The 16960-nt window shown below is 48.7% G+C and carries 13 protein-coding genes and 6 pseudogenes; 7 read left to right on the forward strand and 12 right to left on the reverse strand.

Features of this window, described 5'->3' with window-relative positions:
• Nucleotides 1-35 precede the first annotated feature (35 nt).
• Nucleotides 36-1148, forward strand: coding sequence for a LuxR C-terminal-related transcriptional regulator (locus ACWGOO_RS03615; protein ID WP_452481468.1), 1113 nt, complete (start codon nucleotides 36-38; stop codon nucleotides 1146-1148).
• Between the two features lie 101 nt (nucleotides 1149-1249).
• Here the strand turns inward: ACWGOO_RS03615 and ACWGOO_RS03620 are convergent, their stop codons facing one another.
• The 8 genes and pseudogenes from ACWGOO_RS03620 to recQ all read right to left on the reverse strand — a co-directional run bounded on the left by ACWGOO_RS03620 (nucleotide 1250) and on the right by recQ (nucleotide 7126).
• Nucleotides 1250-1429 (reverse strand): hypothetical protein, encoded by a 180-nt coding sequence (locus ACWGOO_RS03620; protein ID WP_452481469.1) that lies wholly within the window; start codon nucleotides 1427-1429, stop codon nucleotides 1250-1252.
• A gap of 130 nt (nucleotides 1430-1559) precedes the next feature.
• A pseudogene (locus tag ACWGOO_RS03625) lies at nucleotides 1560-1886 on the reverse strand (sugar kinase); the annotation flags it as partial.
• Nucleotides 1883-2500, reverse strand: a pseudogene (locus ACWGOO_RS03630) (SPFH domain-containing protein); the annotation flags it as partial. The pseudogenes ACWGOO_RS03630 and ACWGOO_RS03625, both read right to left, overlap by 4 nt.
• Before the next feature lie 17 nt (nucleotides 2501-2517).
• The gene (locus tag ACWGOO_RS03635) at nucleotides 2518-3183 is read right to left on the reverse strand and encodes an HD domain-containing protein (protein WP_452481470.1); all 666 of its coding nucleotides are present in this window, start codon (nucleotides 3181-3183) and stop codon (nucleotides 2518-2520) included.
• A gap of 126 nt (nucleotides 3184-3309) precedes the next feature.
• Nucleotides 3310-4022 (reverse strand): annotated as a pseudogene (locus tag ACWGOO_RS03640) (NAD(P)/FAD-dependent oxidoreductase); the annotation flags it as partial.
• A gap of 126 nt (nucleotides 4023-4148) precedes the next feature.
• Nucleotides 4149-4496 (reverse strand): annotated as a pseudogene (locus tag ACWGOO_RS03645) (GNAT family N-acetyltransferase); the annotation flags it as partial.
• Nucleotides 4488-5177 (reverse strand): annotated as a pseudogene (locus ACWGOO_RS03650) (B12-binding domain-containing radical SAM protein); the annotation flags it as partial. The pseudogenes ACWGOO_RS03645 and ACWGOO_RS03650, both read right to left, overlap by 9 nt.
• A gap of 50 nt (nucleotides 5178-5227) precedes the next feature.
• Nucleotides 5228-7126, reverse strand: a complete 1899-nt coding sequence (gene recQ / locus ACWGOO_RS03655; protein ID WP_452481471.1) for a DNA helicase RecQ — start codon at nucleotides 7124-7126, stop codon at nucleotides 5228-5230.
• A gap of 246 nt (nucleotides 7127-7372) precedes the next feature.
• Between recQ and ACWGOO_RS03660 the strand changes: the two genes are divergently transcribed.
• Both ACWGOO_RS03660 and ACWGOO_RS03665 read left to right on the forward strand, forming a co-directional pair.
• Nucleotides 7373-8419, forward strand: coding sequence for an RluA family pseudouridine synthase (locus ACWGOO_RS03660; protein ID WP_452481472.1), 1047 nt, complete (start codon nucleotides 7373-7375; stop codon nucleotides 8417-8419).
• Between the two features lie 197 nt (nucleotides 8420-8616).
• Nucleotides 8617-9466 (forward strand): annotated as a pseudogene (locus ACWGOO_RS03665) (IS30 family transposase); the annotation flags it as partial.
• On the opposite strand, the gene ACWGOO_RS03670 reads toward ACWGOO_RS03665, so the two are convergent.
• Together ACWGOO_RS03670 and ACWGOO_RS03675 are read right to left on the reverse strand one after the other, a co-directional pair.
• Nucleotides 9438-10286: a hypothetical protein gene (locus ACWGOO_RS03670; protein ID WP_452481473.1), complete on the reverse strand. Its 849-nt coding sequence runs from the start codon at nucleotides 10284-10286 to the stop codon at nucleotides 9438-9440. The pseudogene ACWGOO_RS03665 and the gene ACWGOO_RS03670 sit on opposite strands and share 29 nt — an antisense overlap.
• 323 nt (nucleotides 10287-10609) lie before the next feature.
• Nucleotides 10610-10777 carry a hypothetical protein gene (locus tag ACWGOO_RS03675; protein ID WP_452481474.1) on the reverse strand — a complete coding sequence of 56 codons (168 nt, stop codon included), beginning with the start codon at nucleotides 10775-10777 and terminating at the stop codon, nucleotides 10610-10612.
• A gap of 589 nt (nucleotides 10778-11366) precedes the next feature.
• On the opposite strand from ACWGOO_RS03675, the gene ACWGOO_RS03680 reads away from it, so the two are divergent.
• The gene (locus tag ACWGOO_RS03680) at nucleotides 11367-12785 is read left to right on the forward strand and encodes a malic enzyme-like NAD(P)-binding protein (RefSeq protein WP_452481475.1); all 1419 of its coding nucleotides are present in this window, start codon (nucleotides 11367-11369) and stop codon (nucleotides 12783-12785) included.
• A gap of 89 nt (nucleotides 12786-12874) precedes the next feature.
• On the opposite strand, the gene ACWGOO_RS03685 is transcribed toward ACWGOO_RS03680, so the two are convergent.
• A complete protein-coding gene (locus tag ACWGOO_RS03685; RefSeq protein WP_452481476.1) occupies nucleotides 12875-13555 on the reverse strand; it encodes a serine/threonine protein kinase in 681 nt (226 codons plus the stop codon).
• Nucleotides 13556-14000: 445 nt separating this feature from the next.
• Between ACWGOO_RS03685 and ACWGOO_RS03690 the strand changes: the two genes are divergently transcribed.
• From ACWGOO_RS03690 to ACWGOO_RS03700, 3 genes are all read left to right on the forward strand, one after another.
• Nucleotides 14001-14867: a hypothetical protein gene (locus ACWGOO_RS03690; RefSeq protein WP_452481477.1), complete on the forward strand. Its 867-nt coding sequence runs from the start codon at nucleotides 14001-14003 to the stop codon at nucleotides 14865-14867.
• 110 nt (nucleotides 14868-14977) lie between these two features.
• Complete coding sequence (locus ACWGOO_RS03695; protein WP_452481478.1) at nucleotides 14978-15733, forward strand: threonine/serine exporter family protein; 756 nt, start codon at nucleotides 14978-14980, stop codon at nucleotides 15731-15733.
• A gap of 20 nt (nucleotides 15734-15753) precedes the next feature.
• Nucleotides 15754-16188 carry a threonine/serine exporter family protein gene (locus ACWGOO_RS03700; protein ID WP_452481479.1) on the forward strand — a complete coding sequence of 145 codons (435 nt, stop codon included), beginning with the start codon at nucleotides 15754-15756 and terminating at the stop codon, nucleotides 16186-16188.
• Between the two features lie 133 nt (nucleotides 16189-16321).
• Here ACWGOO_RS03700 and ACWGOO_RS03705 read toward each other — a convergent pair whose 3' ends face one another.
• Nucleotides 16322-16843 carry an N-acetyltransferase family protein gene (locus tag ACWGOO_RS03705; protein WP_452481480.1) on the reverse strand — a complete coding sequence of 174 codons (522 nt, stop codon included), beginning with the start codon at nucleotides 16841-16843 and terminating at the stop codon, nucleotides 16322-16324.
• Nucleotides 16844-16960 lie beyond the last annotated feature (117 nt).

Here is a 16960-nt window from a genome sequence, read left to right on the forward strand (position 1 = left end):
TGCGAAACTCCAGCTTTTCACGATGGGAGCAATGTATGAGCGCACAATATACACCATTTTCACAGCTAAAAGATGCTCGACAGCAAATCATTCGACTGGGAGAAAAAACCCCTTCATCCCAAGCGCACAAACATACGCTAATCGACCGCTTACGTACTCAGGTTTCGTTCGATGCGGCGTGTTGTACGTCAGTAGATCCGCATACGCTGCTTTCCACGGGAGCATTCACCGAATCAGGCGTGGGTGGTATCCATTACAAGCTGTTAGAGTACGAATATCTACGCAATGATGTGATGAAATACGATCAATTGGTGCGGGAGGGACAGTCCATAGCGTCTCTAAACGGAGCTACGCAAGGTGAACCGGGTCGGAGTGCACGATACAGGGATGTTTTGCAGCCTGCCGGATTCGGGGATGAGCTGCGTGTTCCATTAATGTACAAAGGAAGCTGCTGGGGATTTCTCACGTTGTTTCGCCATCATACAGAGCCGGTATTTAGTGAGGAGGACCAGCAGCTTCTTGAAGCCTTAGCGCCGTCTATAGCCTACCATTTGCGTCAGGCCAGTGTGGGCTTATCTCCAGACCCCGGTATAATTATGGAAAATGATATGGAGCCAGGGATTCTGGTGCTTTCCGGCAAGCTAGAGTCGATTTCCTCCAATCCAACGGCAGACCAGTGGCTGAAGTTGCTTCAGCAGCAGGAAGACATCGACGAATATAGCCTTCCCGCGCCCGTTCGGGCGGTATGCTTTCGTGCACTATCCACAGCCCTTCCGGGAGCTTTCACTACTTCCGCTCCACCAGCCAAACTATGTATTCCCGCCGCAGACGCAGGAACCCCGTGGGTAACACTCAGGGCCACCCTCCTTCAAAGCGGGCAAGGTAAAGATGAAAAACAGCTTGCCGTATGGTTTGAACCTGCTAAAGCATCTGAAATGCTTCCGCTCATGGCCGAGATGTATGCATGGTCCGAGCGGGAAAGACAGGTTGTCCGGCTCATTGTTCAAGGCTTTTCGACCCGAGAATTGGCAAGCGCACTTCATATTTCAGCCTACACGGTGCAAGATCATCTGAAAGCGATTTTCTTGAAAACCGATGTAAGCAGCCGCCGTGAGCTGGTATGGAAGGTATATTCCAGATTCAACTAATTTCAATTCGTCTATTCCACAATAAGTATATGCCAAAAAGACAGATGACCCGATTAAGGATCATCCGTCTTTGCATGTCTGCTCTCTTTGTACGCAAGAGCTTATTGGTTCGAAGAGGATTTCGTATCATCGTAAGACACAGGTGAAGGCTTCGCAATCCATTCGTCAGCCTCCGGCTCGATATCCACGCCGTTTTCCAGCTTATTTATCTCCATCAAGGAATCTCCGTCCTCGTTCTTCTTGTTGCGGATTTTCGCTTCGTCTTGAGTGTGGTCGCTCATGTTGATTCCTCCTTTTAACTTCATGTGATTGATGTTCCTTACTCAACATTCCCCATTGCCGTCCTGTGCAAACCTCTACACGGCCAGACGCCCTTTTTTCTCCGCCGGACCAATGGTCGCCTCAATCCCGGACCCAACGCAAATCCGATACCGTAAATGGTAGCAGTGCCCCGTCTTGACCCAGCACCACCCCTGTATCCTGCTCACCAAAAATAAAGTTGGGCACATGCTCCCGCTCTACAATCTGAACCCGCCCCAAGGCTGTCCGCTCCGAAGTTGCCGTTGCTACCGCTCTGCGGTAATTTTCATCCTCCAGCACATAATCACTAAAATCAGCGCCTAGTCGTTCTATAAAAAACCGGGCCTGCTGCACGGTGTTATACCGGACAATCAGTTCCTCCAGGCGTGTTTTACGCTTCATCAGAATGATCTTGTGCTCTGTCATCCGGCTACTCATCGTACTCTTCCGCCTGATGCTCTCGTTCCTTCCGATCCACCTGTTCCCGTACCTGACATCAGACCTTGCAACAAATCCGATGTAATGTTTAACTGACCGATTCTCCCTGCATTTTCTGCAAGCTCCTGGAATGCAATGGCAATCAGATTATCCGGACTCATGTCCATGTTTGCCATAGCCTGAAGCACGTTCGGCTCGACATCCTTCAACGATTTCATAACTGCTGTCAGCTCATAGGCTTTGGCATCGGCTTCCGCCTTTTTATTCGTCACGGTCAGCTCACGTTTTTTCTCCTCCAAAGCCGTATCAAAACGTAGTTGCTCCTCCTTCGTCATGCTTTGGGCCAAACGTTCACTTGATTGGATAGCCTCTTTGAGTGGGGCACGCTCCTGATACTTTTTGGTCAACACCTTGGCAATGTTAATCACCCGTTGGGCCAGCTTGCCTGGGTCATCCGAAATATAGCATCTGGCCTTCAAATCATACGTATAATTCAAAATCTGCGTCGTTCTCCGATAGTCCACAATCCGATAGGTCAGTTGCCCCTGCACAGTCACCGCCTGAAAATCATGGGTCATTTCCTCAAAGATGAACGGCACATCAATAGAGGAAATAGCCTTATTGAAACACCTTATTGATCATCCACATTCCACTCTCTATAAAACTGCTCCAAATACATCTCCATCCATTGATGCCGGACAGCCGCCAACTCTTTGGCATACGTGGTATTCATTAAATCCTTGAGCTTTAACAGCTTTTCGTAAAAATGGTATATGGCACTTTTCCCCGTAGCACGATAATCATGCTGTGAAAAATCCTTTTCCGGGTGATGCATCATGCTGCCTTTTGAGCCTGCATACATAAAAGTCCTCGCAATGCCAATCGCCCCAAGTGCATCCAACCGATCTGCATCCTGCACAACCTGACCTTCCAGCGTATCCATAGGAGGGTTTTGTCCACCGTTGTAAGACATCGTAGCGATAATGGTCATCACATGTGTAATCACGCCCGGATCGCTTACATGTAGTCGCAGCCACTGCTCCACTTTATCCAGTCCTGCTTGTTTAGAGTCGTTTAATTTTTCATCCGCTACATCATGCAGCAGCGCTGCCAGTTCACAAACAAACGAATCTGCGCCCTCTTTAGCTGCAATTTCGAGGGACAGCTTTCTCACCCGGTCAATGTGCCACCAATCGTGACCACTGTGGTCATGCTCCAACTGCTGCTGTACAAAGGGTTCTGCCTTTTGAATAATATCTGCTAAAATAGCTTCCTGTTGCTCTATTTGATTCTCCATAAGTCACCTTCCGCTCCTACCCTTGTATTCCAAGGCGAGTTATTTTGATTTCTAACGCTTGTTCATTTACCTATTCATTGGCTTACTGCGGATCATAGAAAGCGCCTTACGGGCTGCCAGCTCTCCTTACTCCACGACACCAAGCTCGCAGTTTTTTTCCTTGAAACGGATTTTATGGGAATATATATAATCCGTTCTGTCTACTGCGGGATCAATGTACAGCTTGGCGCTGTTCAGCGCAAGGGCAGCATCTGTGAACGTACCCGCAATCAGATACAGCTTGCTTCCGTACTCGACAAAATCGCCTGCGGCGAAAATCCCCGGCAGATTCGTTCCAGCTTCTCACTCACTCTGGCATGTCACTCACCCATACCCAGTCCCCAATCCCGAAGCGGGCCGAAGTCCGATTTGAGACCATGATTCACAATGATCGCATCGACATTCAATCCCTGTGTTTCACCCGTCTCTACATGACTGATCGTCACCTGTTCAATCGTCTCGCCATTATTACTATACAGTTGACTCACCGCGTAAGGTGTAAGGACATGAACAGAAGACGCTTTCATACGAGCTATATTTTTCTCATGACCCCCAAAATGCTCTCGCCGATGGACTGCCGTCACACTTGCGGCAATAGATTCCAGCTCATTCGCCCAATCCAATGCCGAGTCGCCTCCTCCGGACATCAAGACATGCTTGCCTCGGAACGGCTCCAATTCTTGCACAGTATAATGCAAGTTTGTAACCTCATAGCGGTCAGCGCCTCCAATCTCCAGCTTGGCCATTTTGAGAATGCCATAGCTTACTGCCAGGACCACCGTACGTGTCCAATGCTGTTCAGAAGGATGAAAGAGCCTCTTCCACCTTAACCATAAGCTGCACCTTGTCTTGTCGCGAAGGTGTGGAGCTATCCTCCATCCCTTGCTTATATGTAATCGTCGGATCTATGAGTGTTCCTTCTATAATCAAAGTATTCTATGAGAACCAAAGCTTGCCAAGGATTGTTTTTTGGGAGGGAATTTATCGGAGTCACATACAACCAAAGCTCTGGAAATCCCCAGCTTTTTTGCTTTTTCCAGTGCCAACGCAAGCATAGTAAAAGCGTAGCTATTCCCCCGTGCAGAAGGACGGATACCGTAGCCGATATGCCCTCCTGCATTCGACAGCTTTTCGTTAAGCTCATGCCTGATATTCACCGCTCCGACGATCTGCTCATTTGCAGTCACCAGCCAGTACGTTGAGGTTTTGACCCAGCCCTCGGGCAGGTCAATTCCATTTTCCTGATTACCCAAAAACGTCAGCATAACTTCAAAGCCAAGTGCGACAGCTCCTCTGAAAAGGATTCGTGACTTGAACATTTCCAGTGCATAATCGCGTTTAATGTTAAAGGTCCGATCCACGAACTTGATCAGGTTGGCCACGTTGTCGATCAGATACAGAATATCTGACTTCGTACGCTCAATATCGTAATAACGTACTCCTACCTCAATACTGGACAGACAAAACTGGCAACTGAACGGGCAACCCCGACTGGTTTCAAAATAAACAACCCGTTTGCCTAATTCCGGTATATCCTCCGAAAGTGGTACGGTGACGGCAGCTCGTTCAAGTCCGCCTTTGGACGGCCCGGCATCTGAATGACTCTTCTCCCTTGCGGTAGGCCAGTCCATAGACAAAATGGTACTTTTGCCTACCCTCAATCTCCTGAAGCAGTTGATGAAAGGTTTCCTCCCCCTCACCGAAAACGATAAAATCCACATTCGGCAGGCGTTTCATCCAATGGTCGGTATCGTAAGAGACTTCCGGGCCACCGAGAATGATTTTGACCTCCGCTCCCCGCTGAAACAGGTCGGATACGATGTTCATCACAGGGTCCTTGATCGTATACTCCGCCAGCTCAATGTCAAAGTCCTTTTCACTGTAGGCTTTGAGGCACCGGGTCGACAGCGAGGTATAATTATATTTTGCGTTTAAGTTGATAAGATGACTTTCATAGGTCACACCTTTTATAGTTTGCACGATGCCTCATATCTTTATAGTATAGCTATTCAAAATCCTCGTACACATCGTCTGCATAAATCTCATCTTCGCTTACCGTTCCTCCGGCATTCCCCTGATTTTGAAAAAAATCAAGGAACAGCTTGCCGTACTTGCGGAACTTCACTTCACCGACACCCTTGATCCGCAGCATATCCGCCTCGGATTGCGGGTTCGCTACACTCATCTCACGCAGCGTAGCATCGTTAAATATGATGTAGGACGGCACATGCTCCTGCGCGGCCAAATCGCGGCGGATCAGGCGCAGTTGCTCGAACACCGTTTCGTTGACTGCCGCCGGGTACGCATCGCGTCCCTGTCGTCCACGTGAGCCTGCCCCACCTGCAAAAGCTGTGGCATGTCGCACCACACGCTGCATGACCTCGCGCTGACCTTTCAGCACTTCAGCCGCAGGCTGCTGCAAGCGCACAACCGGATATTGTCCCTCAGACAGCAGCAGATAACCTTCCGATACAAGGACGTTAATAATTTCAGAAATTTCTTTTTCCGTCCGATTGCCCATTACACCATAGGTTGGCAGGCTGTCAAAGCCATACTGTAGCACTTTTTTGTTACGCGAGCCTTTCAATACCGAGGCTACCATGGAAACACCAAAACGTTCTCGCATGCGGTGAATACACGAAAAAATCTTTTGCGCATCAATGGTCATGTCTACCAGTTCCCGTTCATCCGTACATGAGCTGCATATGCCGCAAGCTTCATGCTCCTCTGCCTCGCCGAAATATTCAAGCTGTGCCGTACGCAAGCAGCGAGTCGTGTAGCAATAATCAACCATCTGCTGGAGCTTTCGGTAGTCGTTGCGCTTGCGATCCTCGTCCTGTGGATTTTGCTCGATCAGGAACTTCTGAGTCACAATATCCTGCGGTCCGAACAGCAAAATGCATTGACTCGGATCGCCGTCACGTCCTGCGCGTCCCGCCTCTTGTACGTAAGCCTCCATATTTTTAGGCATATTATAGTGAATAACATATCGCACGTTTGATTTGTCGATTCCCATGCCGAAGGCATTGGTCGCCACAATGACACGGATATCGTCGTACAGGAACCCCTCCTGGCTGTCTGCCCGCTCCTGATCGGTCATCCCGGCATGATAGCGCCCAGCCGCCATTCCCGCATCCTGCAACCGTTGGTACAGATCGTCCACGTCCTTGCGTGTCGCCGCATAAATTATGCCCGATTCGCTATTATGCTCACGCGCATAATTCAGCAGAAAGCTACGCTTGTCTTCCCCACGCAGCACGCTGAACGACAAATTCGGCCGTCCCAGTCCCGTGACGAATGTCTCCGGCTCACGCAGGCGAAGCAGCCGCACGATATCGTCCATGACCTGCGGTGTCGCCGTTGCCGTGAATGCCGCTACAATCGGGCGCTCGTACAACCCTTCCACAAACGGTGCCACCGCCAAATAGCTGGTGCGAAAATCATGCCCCCACTGGGATACACAGTGCGCCTCATCAACTGCAACGCAGGAAATCGACAGTTGCGCCATCTCATCGCGAAACCAATCCAGCTCCAGCCGCTCCGGTGCGACATACAGCAGCTTCAAATCACCGTTCCGTGCGGCACGTATGCGGTCGTTCACTTCTCGGCCACTCAGCGTGCTATTGATATAGGCAGCCGCAATTCCCATCGTGGTCAGCGCATCCACCTGATCCTTCATCAGGGAGATCAGCGGTGACACAACAATCGTCAGCCCATCATGCAGCAGCGCAGGAATCTGGTAGCATATGGATTTCCCGCCACCTGTCGGCATAATACCTAACGTATCGTTGCCCTCCAGCATACTGGCGACAATTTTTTTCTGACCCTCCCGAAAATCGGGATAGCCATAAAATTTTTGCAGCAAATCCTGCGCCCGTTCCAATGTTGGTGCTTGTACACTCATAGTTTCAAAACTCCTCATATTTCTAGCGTCCCTCGACGCATATCGGCTTATCTTTCGTTACCTTTAGTTTACCGGGGTTCAGGGTAATGTTCAACCGCTGGAAGCCCATAGGCATGATGTATAATGAAATTCTTATTGAACCCTTCTACCATGGCGTTCGCTGTTTTCTCATGATATAGTGGACACGGTGCCGCAAGTTTGTCCATTACTATGATGAGACACGGTACCAAGAAGGAGAAAGAACCCATGAACAATCGTAAACCCAATCGAAAAAATCATACAAAATCCACGCCAAACACAAACAACTCCAAGCGCAGCCACAAACCCGCCGGAAAATCCGGCTCACATAAACCCGAAGCACAGGGCAAAAAAGGGGTTTTTGATAAAAATGCTACCCGGGAGCACGGTAAACCGGAAAAAAACATTGCAAAAACATACACCGTACAAGAGCCTGCCGAATTGTTGAACTTTTTGGTAGAGCATGTGTCTGGCATGGGCCGCAATTCCATTAAATCAGCGCTGGCCCGAGGGCAGGTGTCCGTGAACGGCATTCCTCGTACCGTGTACAATTTCCCTCTGGAGCAAGGACAGACTGTGGCGCTCTCCAAGGAAAAAATCACTCCCGTGGTGCCGCTGACCGGGCTACGTATTTTGCATGAGGATGAGGCCATTATTGTCATCCACAAGGATGCCGGGCTGCTGTCCGTCGCCTCTGCGCAGGAACAGGAAATAACAGCATACCGCCAGCTTACGGCACATGTGCGACGCGAACATCCATACAATCGTATTTTTGTGCTGCATCGTCTGGATCGTGATACATCTGGAGTCATGATGTTTGCCAAAAGCGAAGCCATACAGCAGGAAATGCAACAAGCGTGGAAGGAAGTCGTGTATGAGCGAACGTACATCGCTCTCGTAGAAGGACAGGTTAAAAAGGCTGCGGGTACGATCACCTCATGGCTGAAGGAAAGCAAGACGCTGAAAATGTATTCCAGCCCATATCCGAATGACGGACAGCACGCGGTTACTCATTACAAGCTGCTTCAGGCCAATCGGCATTTTTCCTTGCTGGAAGTACGTTTGGAAACTGGACGCAAGAATCAGATTCGCGTTCATATGGAGGATATCGGTCATCCGATTGTAGGAGATAAAAAATACGGCTCCAAAGCCAAATCTATCGGTCGCCTCGGTCTGCATGCTCGGGTACTGTCGTTTATTCATCCCGTTACTGGAGTATTACTGCGGTTTGAATCCGACATTCCTAAAACCTTTTTAAGTCCGTTTCGAGAGTAGACTTACGTAAGACAAGCAGGAATATTGGAGCGAAAAAAATCTACAGGAAAATCAGGGGGCTGTATGACACAGCACCCTTTTTTATTTGACGGATTGTAATATGAAGTGCGACATCCACTGGAAATCAATAAACAAAGGGCCCATGGCCGGATTCGTGTAGGATGAAAGTTCTCATACACCCATTCACACAAGGAGAATCCACCATTAGCCGAGAATTACGGCGAAACGTAGCGCAGGAGACGTATCGTGCAGAGTCTTCTCAGGAGAGTTATGTCCAGCGGCGAAAGGCCTCGATCCCTGGCGGGAAATGGCCCCCCCGAGCTGGCGATGATTATCGAAGAAAAGCTTCAGGCCACCTGGTCTCCCGAACAGATCGTAGAACGGCTCCGTCAAGAGGGGCCGTGTGTGGTCTGCTTCAAAACCGTGTATCGCTGGCTGTATGCGGGTCTGTTGGTGAAAGGTACGCTAACGATCCTACGGCATAAAGGCAAGCGCCAGAGACCTACAGAGACACGTGGCCAGTTTATAATCGGCAAGACGATCTCCCATCGCCCGAAAAAGGTCCGTTCTCGGGAAACGTTCAGTCACTGGGAACTGGACACGGTCGTTTCGGGCCGCGGGAAAAGCAAAGGCTGCGTAGCAACGTTCATTGAGCGCAAGACCCGCCTATACACGGCGATACGGATGCCTGACCGTACGGCTTGGTCTATGGAGATTGCCTTTGGGGTAGCTGCTTCGCAGTATCCCTCGGGGGCATTTCAAGCGGCTACAGCTGACCGAGGCAAGGAGTTTGCTTGTTATGCGAGCTTGGAGGCCACTCACGGCGTACAGGTGTATTTCGCTGACCCGTATTCCTCCTGGCAACGAGGCTCCAATTAGAACGCCAATGGCCTCTTGCGAGAGTTCTTCCCCAAAGGGACGAATTTCGCCCAAATCTCGGATGAAGCCTTGGGTGTAAAACTGCTCACGAATCCTTTTCAGAGGAACTGTCGCACTTGGCTTGACAATCCGTCATTTATTAAGCAGTATGCCTTCCGACACCATTAACCACTTTCACCAGCTCGTCCCAAATGAAGATCGGTGTAATGCAAATGGGGCAATTCAGCCGACCGTTTAAATAGGGTAAATGGGCCAAAAGGTTGTTCTCTTCAATTTTTTGGGCGTATTGATATAGCCATTGTAGTTTAGAAACTTTATGGTCTAATGTGCCGGGTTGGATCGGATGGGGAACCAGGTTGTTTGAGTTTACCGGATCTTTATCGTAAGCCACCAGGACATCACTCTGTTCAACAGGCCAAATATAGAGCGGGGTTCCGCAATGCGGACAATCCAGCGTATATTCATCACCAGTATCAAAGCTTTGCAGCATAAAAGCTACACATCGATAACCCTGAAAGGCAGCAGCAGCAGCCAAAACATAACGCTTGCCGACATTTCCTTCGCGGTCCTTGGCATACAGCACCATTTCCTCGGTCAATCCTGTTAGCCGGTCAATGGCTTGTCGATATTGTTCATATATATATTCAGACAGATCTGCATCCAATTCTACCCGATCCCTTGCAAATTCCAACGGAACTTTTGTATGTAAGGGATTAACATTTTTCGCCTCGAATATTCCGCAAATATTATAAATATCCGCTCGAATACTTATATCAGAACTGTTTAACGCAATATCTACGAGGTACGGTACAGCCGCGAAGGTACAAGTATATAACGTATTTTGGTGATACAGTTCGTCCCAATACAAGGTGTCAGCCATTTCGCCGTCATATCCGGCTTGGAGCTGCTTCAACATTTCCGGGATGTATTGAGAGGAACCATAGGGGCCTTGGAGCAAAACCCAGGCCGGATCGGACAAAGCCAGCATCTTGAAACTCCTTTCATCGTTTTACTCTCAGTGTAACATGGGATGGGATTATGAAATCCTTTTGGCTATCAAATTCATTTTAACTTCATGATTCTTAGCTTCTTACGTTTATTTCATTATACACTTAGTTTTAGCTGAAGTGTCTTTTTTTCATTTTTCGCAATGCCAAAAGTCACCATTCACTATCCTTGCAAGTCTATAATCTATTCGGTTAAGTTTGTGGTATTGTGAAGGTGATATGTGTTTTCTGGCCGAAAAAACTTGACTAATATAAAATCCGTTCAGGTATCCGCATTTTTCCGCAATGGCTCACATGCATGCTTTTAAAAATAGTGAAGCTCACGTTGAATCAGCAAGTCATTCATCTGGTTTGTAACCTCCACGCTCAGCGGCGTTATGATTTTACGGCGAAATGCCTCTTCAGACGGGCAAAGAATCATGGACCTGGCTTTCGCCTCCCCATATAGTATAGACAAACTTTCCTTCTTCAATTACATAGGTATTCCAGTGCGCATCCGTATCGAACGCCAGTTGAAAAGAGTTTTTCTGCTTCCAAATTTACATGCTGATGAATCTGTACCCCAAACATGGGCGTTCACCACCTTCATTTTCGATGTTCTGTTCATCATCTGCATGGTCACATTATAAATCCTGTTACTAAAGATTAGCTGAACATAAAATAAAGTATATACGCATGATGCTTCCATACATGTCAAAACGAGGCTCGCTCGGATAACATGATTTCAATAGATCCTTAAGGAGCGTGAGACTGCATGAGACAGGAAACGTTGATGCCTCCCTGTGTATGAATATTGCGACTATAAGGGGAAATAGCCCATGACCCTGACATCGCCTCTATACCAATGCAAGCTGAAACAGAGCCGGGCTTTTGTTCATTTTTTGATGCAAAATGAGAGATTTGATTCAGCTTTATCTGTACAAATGGGAGATTTTTCACTATGATAGGGAAAGAATCCACTAATTTGAAATATTAAATTCACCTTTTAAGCACGTTTTCGATTGTAAGCGCAGTCAATTGATCCTACTAATTTTGTTATGGAAGACAAAGGAGGAATTTGTATGCAAGGCGGTATTGGCGGTAAAAATATCATTTTACGACTGGAAATTTCTACTGAGTACATCCAATTTGGTCAATTGATTACGCTGGTCAACGAACATGGCGGGGATGTTATCGCGATTGACGTTATTCGCACCTCTGAAAAGGTCACCGTGCGGGATATTACAGTTACCATTGCGGACCCGGCCGAGATGGACCGAATGATTGCCCGGATTAAAAAAGCGCAAGGCGTAAAGGTACTGTCCATCTCTGACCGGACCTTTCTGCTGCACCTTGGGGGTAAAATTGAAATGCAGCCCAAGGTTCCGATTCAGAATCGTGACGACTTATCCCGGGTTTACACTCCAGATGTAGCACGCGTGTGCATGGCGATTCATGAGGAGCGGGACAAAGCCTTCCGTTTGACGATCAAACGTAACACCGTTGCTGTCGTCTCTGACGGAAGCGCTGTCCTCGGCTTGGGCAATATTGGCCCCTACGCGGCTATGCCGGTCATGGAAGGCAAAGCTATGCTGTTCAAGCAGCTCGGGTCGGTCGATGCTTTCCCGATTTGTCTGGACACACAGGACACTGAGGAAATCATCAAGGCGATCAAGCAAATCGCTCCAGCTTTCGGTGGTATTAATCTGGAGGATATTTCATCGCCCCGCTGCTTTGAGATCGAACAGCGGCTGCGCCAGGAGCTGGACATTCCTGTTTTTCATGATGATCAGCATGGCACCGCTGTTGTCTTGTACGCAGGGCTGATCAATGCACTCAAGGTCGTCGGCAAAGCGCTGTCTGATATCAAAATCGTCGTCTGCGGTATCGGAGCTGCGGGTGTAGCCTGCACTAAAATTTTGCTGTCTGCGGGTGCAGTTAACATCATTGGTGTAGATCGCCACGGAGCCATTACAGCCGATGAAACGTATGATCATCCGGTGTGGGACTGGTACGCACAGCATACCAACCCGGAACGGTTGTCAGGCACGCTGTCCGAGGTTCTGGAAGGCGCTGACGTGTTTATCGGCCTGTCGGCAGGCGGGCTACTCCAACGGGAAGACGTAAAACGTATGAACGAGGCTCCGGTGCTGTTCACCATGGCTAACCCGACCCCCGAAATTGCCCCCGAGGAGATCGAAGACATCGCAGGCGTCATTGCTACTGGACGTTCAGACTACCCTAACCAGATCAACAACGTGCTATGCTTCCCCGGCATATTCCGCGCGGCGCTCGACTGTCGCGCCCGTGAAATTAACGAGGAGATGAAGCTTGCGGCAGCAGAAGCCATTGCGAGTACGATCCGCCCCGAAGAATTAAATAAGCTGTATATCATCCCCGGTGTATTTAACGAGAATGCCGTTCAGCGGGTGCGTGAGAAGGTCATTCGGGCTGCGATTGATAGCGGAACCGCCAGAAGAATACCTCGCGATTTCAGGTAAAAGAGAATCGTCATGTAACGTGCCAAAAAGGATTGCTACCCTAATACGGGTGCAATCCTTTTGTATAAGAAGATCAATATTTCCTGGCATTATGGCTTCCATTTGGAAAACAACTGGCTGGCGCGTTGGGCAAACTCCTCCAGATTAAAGCTGGAGTTGTCCAGCTTGTAGTACCATTTTTTTATCGTATCCAGAACCCATGACGGAACTTTAACCTCCGAGATCCCTGAGTAAAACGTATAATACGCCCACACCAGATGCTCCCAGCGCTTGTCATCGCCCTCCTTCACGTATTCGGATACGTCCAATACCTTGGCGCGTCCATCTTGCATCAGTACGTTCTTGAGGTGAATATCACGTGGATTCAGCCCCTTGGACCGGACAAACTCCCTCGCCTCTTCCACGTCCTGGATCACTTGCTCTGGCACCGGAATGCCTTGCAGCAGACAATCCAACAGCGTAATACCTGATTCATAGCTAATAACGATATACTTATCGCCTTTCCCATAATAATGAGGAAAAAAATCGGCCCCCCGCAAACGCTCGTATACGTCGGCCTCCGCATCCTTCTTCTCGATCGCCATGTCTGAGTACACCTTGAACGCGTAGCCGGGCAACGTATCGAGTGTAAATACGGCCGCATCCGTCCCGATGCCAATGCAACGGACGTCTTGGGAGACTGTTTTAATCGTAACCGGATCATTATCCTCCGTACTGTAAACCGTCACTTGACTTATAATTTCGTCTGCCAGCCTCCATTGTTCAACCATGCGCGATCCCTTCCTTCTCTGTTCTAAACCACTTAAATGAAGCTAGACATATGCCGATAAGTTATATTACGGGCCGTCTTCAGGAATGGATTCAGGATGGTGTATGACCCGATACGTTGCACCTTACTCCTTCGCCATCCATAGCTCGTATCTGTAGTTTCGATATGAATTTGTAGTTGTTATTTGTATTCACTCCCGCATTCACACTTCACCTTGACGGTCATAAACTGAAAAGACATCTTTTTCGCAAGCTCACCTTACTTCTGTACTTATCTAAAATAGGTACCTCGTCCTGCTTTGCCCCAAAAGCGGTTTATTCCATAGCACACGGGTAAAAGTTCACATTTTTGAAAAGATTCAGAGATAGGTTTACATTTCGTGTAAAATCACGTACCTTTTAGGGATGAACGCTTTACGGATATACTTGGATAAGGAGGCATACACAATGAATTCCGGTTTTAACCCTGCCTACGGATCGGCTACACCTTTGATTGAGGCAATGATAGACTTTGAACAGGAGCTTGAAGCGAACCGGCATTCCCTGGGTTTTGATTTGGGATTGATTATGGAGCATGGCCGCGCGCCACGATATATGGCTACACCGCCGGATGTGATTCCCTTTGCCCACGCAGGCGTGGACGGAATACATTACGGCTTTTTAACAGATTTCGGACTTGAAAAAGATCTTTCGCAGGCACCCATTGTGTGCATATCCCCTGTTGACTGGACGGGTGTATGGGTGGTTGCCCGCCACTTGCAGGATTTTTTCAGTGTAGTTTATACAGAGAACAGTTCATTAAAGCGATACTTCGCCAGTGGACAGGATTATATAGGACATACAGGACATACAGGACAGCGGCCGCCTCAGGCCGTAGATGAACGCACTGCGTTTGTGCGGGAATGCTTTCGGGAGCGCTTCGGTGTCCAACCGATTCAGGATATGGCTGCTTACATCGACAGTTTGCGAACCGAGCGCAAGCAAAACGAAGCTGCCCCTACACTAAACGGCTTGGGCATTCCGGCATTTCCTTCTTCCGCAAAACAGCATTCCCCTACGAAGAGTGCTCTTTTAAGCGTGGTAGAGTCCTTTCATTGGGATAAACAAGGTGAAACGGTTCGTGATTTGTTCCGCAACGCTTCGCGTGAAGCGAGATTGGCCTTTATCCGGGATGCTCAAACACGCCATCTGTTCACCCATTCTGCCCTTCGTGTTTTTGTAGCAGGACAGCTTAGATCCATGGGCTTGTCTGAGGCTGCAACACATTTGGAAGAGTCCTACTATACAGTTATTCCCGATACGATGGAATCTTGACAGACTCCTTCTTATTTTCCACACAACCGCCTCTGAAAGGGCGGCTTTTTGTGCTACAATATATATCAATAATACGGCCAAACGGCCGGTACGAATGAAAGAGAGCGAGCATGAATAATCATTCCTATCCTACCCCTGAGATCATCGAAGTTTGTCTGCTGGCTGGCAAGCTCATGATGCAAAATGGAGCCGAAACCTATCGCGTCGAAGACACAATGTCCCGCATTGCCTCAGCCTACGGCATATCCCAGTCCCATAGCTATGTGACACCGACCGGGATTTTTTTTGCCATTAACGACGGGGAGCCTGCCAAGCTGATCCGGATTGTGGAGCGGACCACCGATTTGCATAAGGTAGTAGAGGTTAACGCGATTTCACGTAAAATAAGTCACGGTGACTTGTCCCCCCGCGCAGCAGTTACGGAGCTTTCCAAAATTGAATGCGGGCCTCTACGCTATTCCACTCGCGTACAGCTGATGGCTGCGACATTGGCCAGCGGCTGCTTTATGATTATGTTTGGCGGGGTCTGGCGAGACTTCCCCGCAGCCTTACTCTGTGGCGGGGCTGGCTTTGCGGCCGTGCAATATTTTCACAGACTCGTTAAAGTTAAGTTTTTCTCAGAGTTTTCTGCATCTTTTTTAATCGGCTTGCTGGCGGCCTTACTGACAATTGCAGGCTGGGGCCAGATGATGGACAAAATCATTATTGGCTCCGTTATGCCATTGGTGCCAGGCTTATTAATTACAAATGCCATTCGGGATTTGATGGCCGGGCACCTCGTTTCGGGCATATCCAAGGGCGCCGACGCTTGCTTGACGTCCTTTGGCATTGGGGCTGGCGTTGCGGTTATCATTTCGTATATGTGATTCGGAGGAGATCCAAGTTTATGCTTGCACAATTATTCACAAGCTTTATTGCTACGGCTGCTTTCGGCATTCTTTTCCACGCTCCCCGACATTCACTGCTACAATGCGGCTTCGTCGGCATGTTGGGCTGGCTCGTCTATTATTGGACTACAGACAGCATGGGACCCGTGAGCGCCAGCCTTTTGGCAACGGTTTTGATCGGAATCATCAGCCAGAGTTTTGCCAAACTGTACAAAATGCCCGTTATTATTTTCAGCGTGGCAGGCATGATTCCGCTTGTCCCGGGGGGAATGGCCTACAATGCGATGCGACAGTTTGTACAACATAATTATCCTCAGGCACTGGAGCTAGCTATGAGTACGCTGATGATCGCAGGTGCCATTGCTGTCGGCCTGGTGCTGTCCGAGGTACTCAATCAGATTTTTTGCAACATACGTTATAAACCGCAGCGCTAAACGACGGGGATAGGCAATATCATTTTTTCACAACATAAAAAGACTGCTTCCAAAACCACGCACGATTGTAGTGTACAAAGCATTTGGATGCAGCTTTTTTTCATGTTCCCCTCTATAAACGATGTTTGTTCGTCTATTTATCCTCAACATCCACTCGTTTACCCAAAATAGCCAGATCCCGCTCTATGCTGTCCAGCACTGCAACACGCGGATAATAACCCCATTGCTCAAAATCGAACTTCCGCAGCAAGGCGATACTCGGCTCGTTGTGACCGAATACAAACCCCAACACCGTCGTAACTCCAAGCCTTGGGCATTCATTCAGCACGTGCTGGACGAGACGACTTCCTGCTCCGGTTCCACGAGAATCTTCATGGACATAAATACTGATTTCCGCCGTACCGTTATAAGCTGGACGTCCGTAAAAAGACTGAAGGCTGGCCCACCCTGCAATCGCCTCTTTATGTTTCAGAACCCACAAAGGTCGATGGTCTTCTTGATGAGCCTCAAACCATGGGATACGGCTCTCCACTGTCACAGGCTCCAGATCTGCCGTTACCCTTCGTCCTGCAATGGTGGAATTATAAATGCCCACAATATCCGGGAGATCCTCCCTGCGCGCAAATTCAATCGAAAAAGATTGGTTCCTATTCATCGTTCGTATCGCCGCCTGTTCTGTTCATTTATTTCATTGTACAAGACAAGCACCCAAACAGCCATATTAAGTTGTTTTTTTGCGGCTCGGATACAAAGGGTTCTATAATAGGGCTTG

This window comes from Paenibacillus sp. NPDC055715 (genome assembly GCF_053617595.1).

What these genes read in the sequence shown, in the direction of transcription:
- ACWGOO_RS03615 (WP_452481468.1), top strand. Translation starts at nt 36, where the DNA reads ATGAGCGCACAATATACACCATTTTCACAGCTAAAAGATGCTCGACAG.
- ACWGOO_RS03620 (WP_452481469.1), bottom strand. Translation starts at nt 1,429, where the DNA reads ATGAGCGACCACACTCAAGACGAAGCGAAAATCCGCAACAAGAAGAAC.
- ACWGOO_RS03635 (WP_452481470.1), bottom strand. Translation starts at nt 3,183, where the DNA reads ATGGAGAATCAAATAGAGCAACAGGAAGCTATTTTAGCAGATATTATT.
- recQ (WP_452481471.1), bottom strand. Translation starts at nt 7,126, where the DNA reads ATGAGTGTACAAGCACCAACATTGGAACGGGCGCAGGATTTGCTGCAA.
- ACWGOO_RS03660 (WP_452481472.1), top strand. Translation starts at nt 7,373, where the DNA reads ATGAACAATCGTAAACCCAATCGAAAAAATCATACAAAATCCACGCCA.
- ACWGOO_RS03670 (WP_452481473.1), bottom strand. Translation starts at nt 10,286, where the DNA reads ATGCTGGCTTTGTCCGATCCGGCCTGGGTTTTGCTCCAAGGCCCCTAT.
- ACWGOO_RS03680 (WP_452481475.1), top strand. Translation starts at nt 11,367, where the DNA reads ATGCAAGGCGGTATTGGCGGTAAAAATATCATTTTACGACTGGAAATT.
- ACWGOO_RS03685 (WP_452481476.1), bottom strand. Translation starts at nt 13,555, where the DNA reads ATGGTTGAACAATGGAGGCTGGCAGACGAAATTATAAGTCAAGTGACG.
- ACWGOO_RS03690 (WP_452481477.1), top strand. Translation starts at nt 14,001, where the DNA reads ATGAATTCCGGTTTTAACCCTGCCTACGGATCGGCTACACCTTTGATT.
- ACWGOO_RS03695 (WP_452481478.1), top strand. Translation starts at nt 14,978, where the DNA reads ATGAATAATCATTCCTATCCTACCCCTGAGATCATCGAAGTTTGTCTG.
- ACWGOO_RS03700 (WP_452481479.1), top strand. Translation starts at nt 15,754, where the DNA reads ATGCTTGCACAATTATTCACAAGCTTTATTGCTACGGCTGCTTTCGGC.
- ACWGOO_RS03705 (WP_452481480.1), bottom strand. Translation starts at nt 16,843, where the DNA reads ATGAATAGGAACCAATCTTTTTCGATTGAATTTGCGCGCAGGGAGGAT.